Raw genomic sequence first — 2843 nt, forward strand, 5'->3', positions numbered from 1 at the left:
CGTTGCCCAGGGTAAATTGCCAGCGCACCCGCCGGTTAGCCCAAGCAAAAAAACAAAATATGATTACCATCATTCAACTAAAAAAGAACACGACATATCTAACGCAGGCATCGCGTGTTAGAGGGGTTTGGGGCGCTTAGTATTAGTTAAACCTATACCGTAGAAATGTTTTCCTGCGCAGCCGTAAGGATATATACCAATTATCAAATGGTATATACACCAATGAACTACACCAATTGAAAATATTCATATTTATTATTACGCCCATAACAGTCTACCTTTAATGCTCTACTCACTGTTTGTTATCGGCGTAACATTATGATGGCTATGAGCAATGCAGAACGTCAAAAGCGTTATCGCTAGAACCGCAAGAGTGGAGTGAAAATGAGCTCCAATTCAAAGTTTGGATTGATATGGTATGTGGCCCGTAACCATATGGGCTGACGAGATGAATTGGGATGCATGAATTCGTTATCCGACAGACCTGCACTGCAGACCTGTCAGGATTCGATTAAGTGAGGCAGGCTAAGTGAATTTTTCAAGCAAAGTAACCAGCACGCCGCCAAAGTCCTCGGCATTGGCCACTATCATATTAACTTTGGTGTTACGATCGTCTGCAGACTTCACTATTTTCATCAGGTCTGTAAGCTTTTTGGCGTCAGCGGGGTCAGGCAGGAGTTCCTGTATCTCTTCATCCGTCATTCGGGTAATGGATGACATTTTTTCTGCTAGTCTGGCATCAGTGCGTTCGCCAGCGCTATCAATTCTTTCATCCAGATCGCTTTCAAAGCTTTCCCAGTCAATTGCCATGACTCTATCTCCTTATATTGAATCTCTGATTTTGTTAAGTTCAGTCAGGTATTTTTCTGCGCTGGCAATCTTACTTTCCCCATCCTTTGCGCCCTCCAGCAATTCTGAAACAGCGTTGTCAGCCAAGTTGATCCAGTCATTCAATTGCTGATCACCAACACCAGCCATCTCCAGGTAGCGATCACGGTTCACAGTTACTTCGGAAGCCGATAACAGGAAGCTGGTAATAGTATTGTTAATGGCTCTGGCCTGATTGAAGTCTGCACGGATGCTATCTTCAATACGGCGCTCCAGGTCATCCAAGGGGCGGATTAGTGTCAGGCGTTTGGCGTTGATTTTGGTTTGCAGCTTGGGTCCCATCAAAACCAGGAATTTCAATCGGTCTTTGTCGTTGCTGCTGCGTACTACCTGGTTCCACATATCTACCACCTTGGGATCAGAGAACACTTCCTTGGCAAAAACGGGTGTCCATTCCTGCTCGATAAACCGGTCAACCTCAGCACGCTTCTGATCGAAGAACCGGTTCAGCAACGTGATGTTGGCCTCTTCGATTGCGCTGATCCGTTTCCCTAGCTCTGCCGATATTGTCGGAGCCTCTTGTGGAATCGAGACGCAGCCAAGCATGGTTAGCATGGTGAGTGCAGCCAAAGCTCTCTTTATTAATCTGAACATGGCTTTGCCTTATTAACTTTCCATTGTTGATGACAGCTGTAGGTCATGCCCGGACGCACTACTGCGCTTTTCTGCGTAGGCTGACAGTTTTGTTGAATAGGCCTGTATAGAGTGATCCGAAGCGATTACTGTGGGACCGCAAGTTACTACCCGGTTACACAACCTCCATGCCCGGTCGATGAGGGATGGGTTCTGCAGTAGCCTGAGGTCGTTGTGGTCTGCCTTGCAGGCGGTAAGGTATCTCATGTCGCCGTGATGCCGGTATCCTGATACTTTGTCCAATACTTTGATGAGCGTGTCGCTAACGTAAGGAATGCGGATAACCTCAAAGAAGGCGATCAAGGCGTTCTGCAGGTAGGCAGGCGGAACTCTGGGTACGCCGTCCGCTGCGTTAACCAGCCGGTACACTGGTGTTTTGATTGAATCCCCAAATTGTGAACATGCCACACGAGGGCTTCCGAATGTGTAGCAGGCACCAATACTGTCCTCCGCCAGAAACTTTGTGGCGAGCAAGGCTATGGCTCCGCCTAATGAGTGACCCGTGATGTACAGAGGGTAACCGTTTTTTCTTACTTCTCTAAGGGCTCCTTCGATTTCAGGCCTGACACATTCAAGAGCTTGATAGAAACCGTGGTGAACCCTGACTCCATCCATTTCAATCATGGATGCCTTGAGATCTGTTTTAATGTCTTTAAGGTTTTTTTCTGTGCCCCTGAAGGCGAGGACATTCATTCGATGGGATTCACTAGATGCCAGAAATGCCTGCGTCTCATTGTGATTAAACACACTATGTAGGGTGAATCTTGCTACAGCCAGATGGAGGCTCAGCTCATCCTTCGCAGCATCAGACGACAGCTGCCGGTCTGACAGAAGGCTGTTCAGCGCAGTCTCAACAGATTCAGGGTCACTGTCATTAGCAAGGTTCTGAGCCACTTTACTCAGCTCTAGGCTTCCCTCGAACTGAAAGTAAGCCAACCGGGACGTTTCGGACATGAGCCAAGCGGTTCGGTCGCTGTATGCTGCCCGACTGACAGGAGGGTTCAACAATTCCTTGTTAGCAAAATACATAAGTCTTCCTTAACTCAACTATTCCGGTGTCAATAAGACAGATGTGATCTACACGAAACCAAGATTATTTTGAATATGCAGCATCAATCTTGGAAGTAAGGGAGCCTGACTCTGAAGCATGGTGTAAATATTGGGGTGAGCGTTATGGGCATAACAATGACTAAATTTTTTCAAGTACTTTTTCAATTGCCTTAATGAAACACACTTGGAATAGTAATTGTGGGAGAGTAATCGCCCGAATGAGTTTTGGGGTTTGAGGTGAGTAGACCTGATCACCTCAAACCCCTTCGATT

The 2843-nt window shown here is 46.9% G+C and carries 3 protein-coding genes; all 3 read right to left on the reverse strand.

The window, feature by feature from the left end; all coding sequences use genetic code 11:
- Positions 1-525 precede the first annotated feature (525 nt).
- From KDK15_RS03760 to KDK15_RS03770, 3 genes are read right to left on the reverse strand one after another with little or no spacing between them, the layout of a single operon-like run.
- Positions 526-810 (reverse strand): hypothetical protein, encoded by a 285-nt coding sequence (locus tag KDK15_RS03760; protein WP_257294027.1) that lies wholly within the window; start codon positions 808-810, stop codon positions 526-528.
- A gap of 12 nt (positions 811-822) precedes the next feature.
- Positions 823-1482 (reverse strand): hypothetical protein, encoded by a 660-nt coding sequence (locus tag KDK15_RS03765; RefSeq protein ID WP_257294028.1) that lies wholly within the window; start codon positions 1480-1482, stop codon positions 823-825.
- 12 nt (positions 1483-1494) lie between these two features.
- Positions 1495-2550 (reverse strand): Mbeg1-like protein, encoded by a 1056-nt coding sequence (locus KDK15_RS03770; protein ID WP_257294029.1) that lies wholly within the window; start codon positions 2548-2550, stop codon positions 1495-1497.
- Positions 2551-2843: the final 293 nt, after the last annotated feature.

It is taken from the genome of Endozoicomonas sp. YOMI1, from assembly GCF_024606345.1.
Lineage (GTDB): Bacteria > Pseudomonadota > Gammaproteobacteria > Pseudomonadales > Endozoicomonadaceae > Endozoicomonas.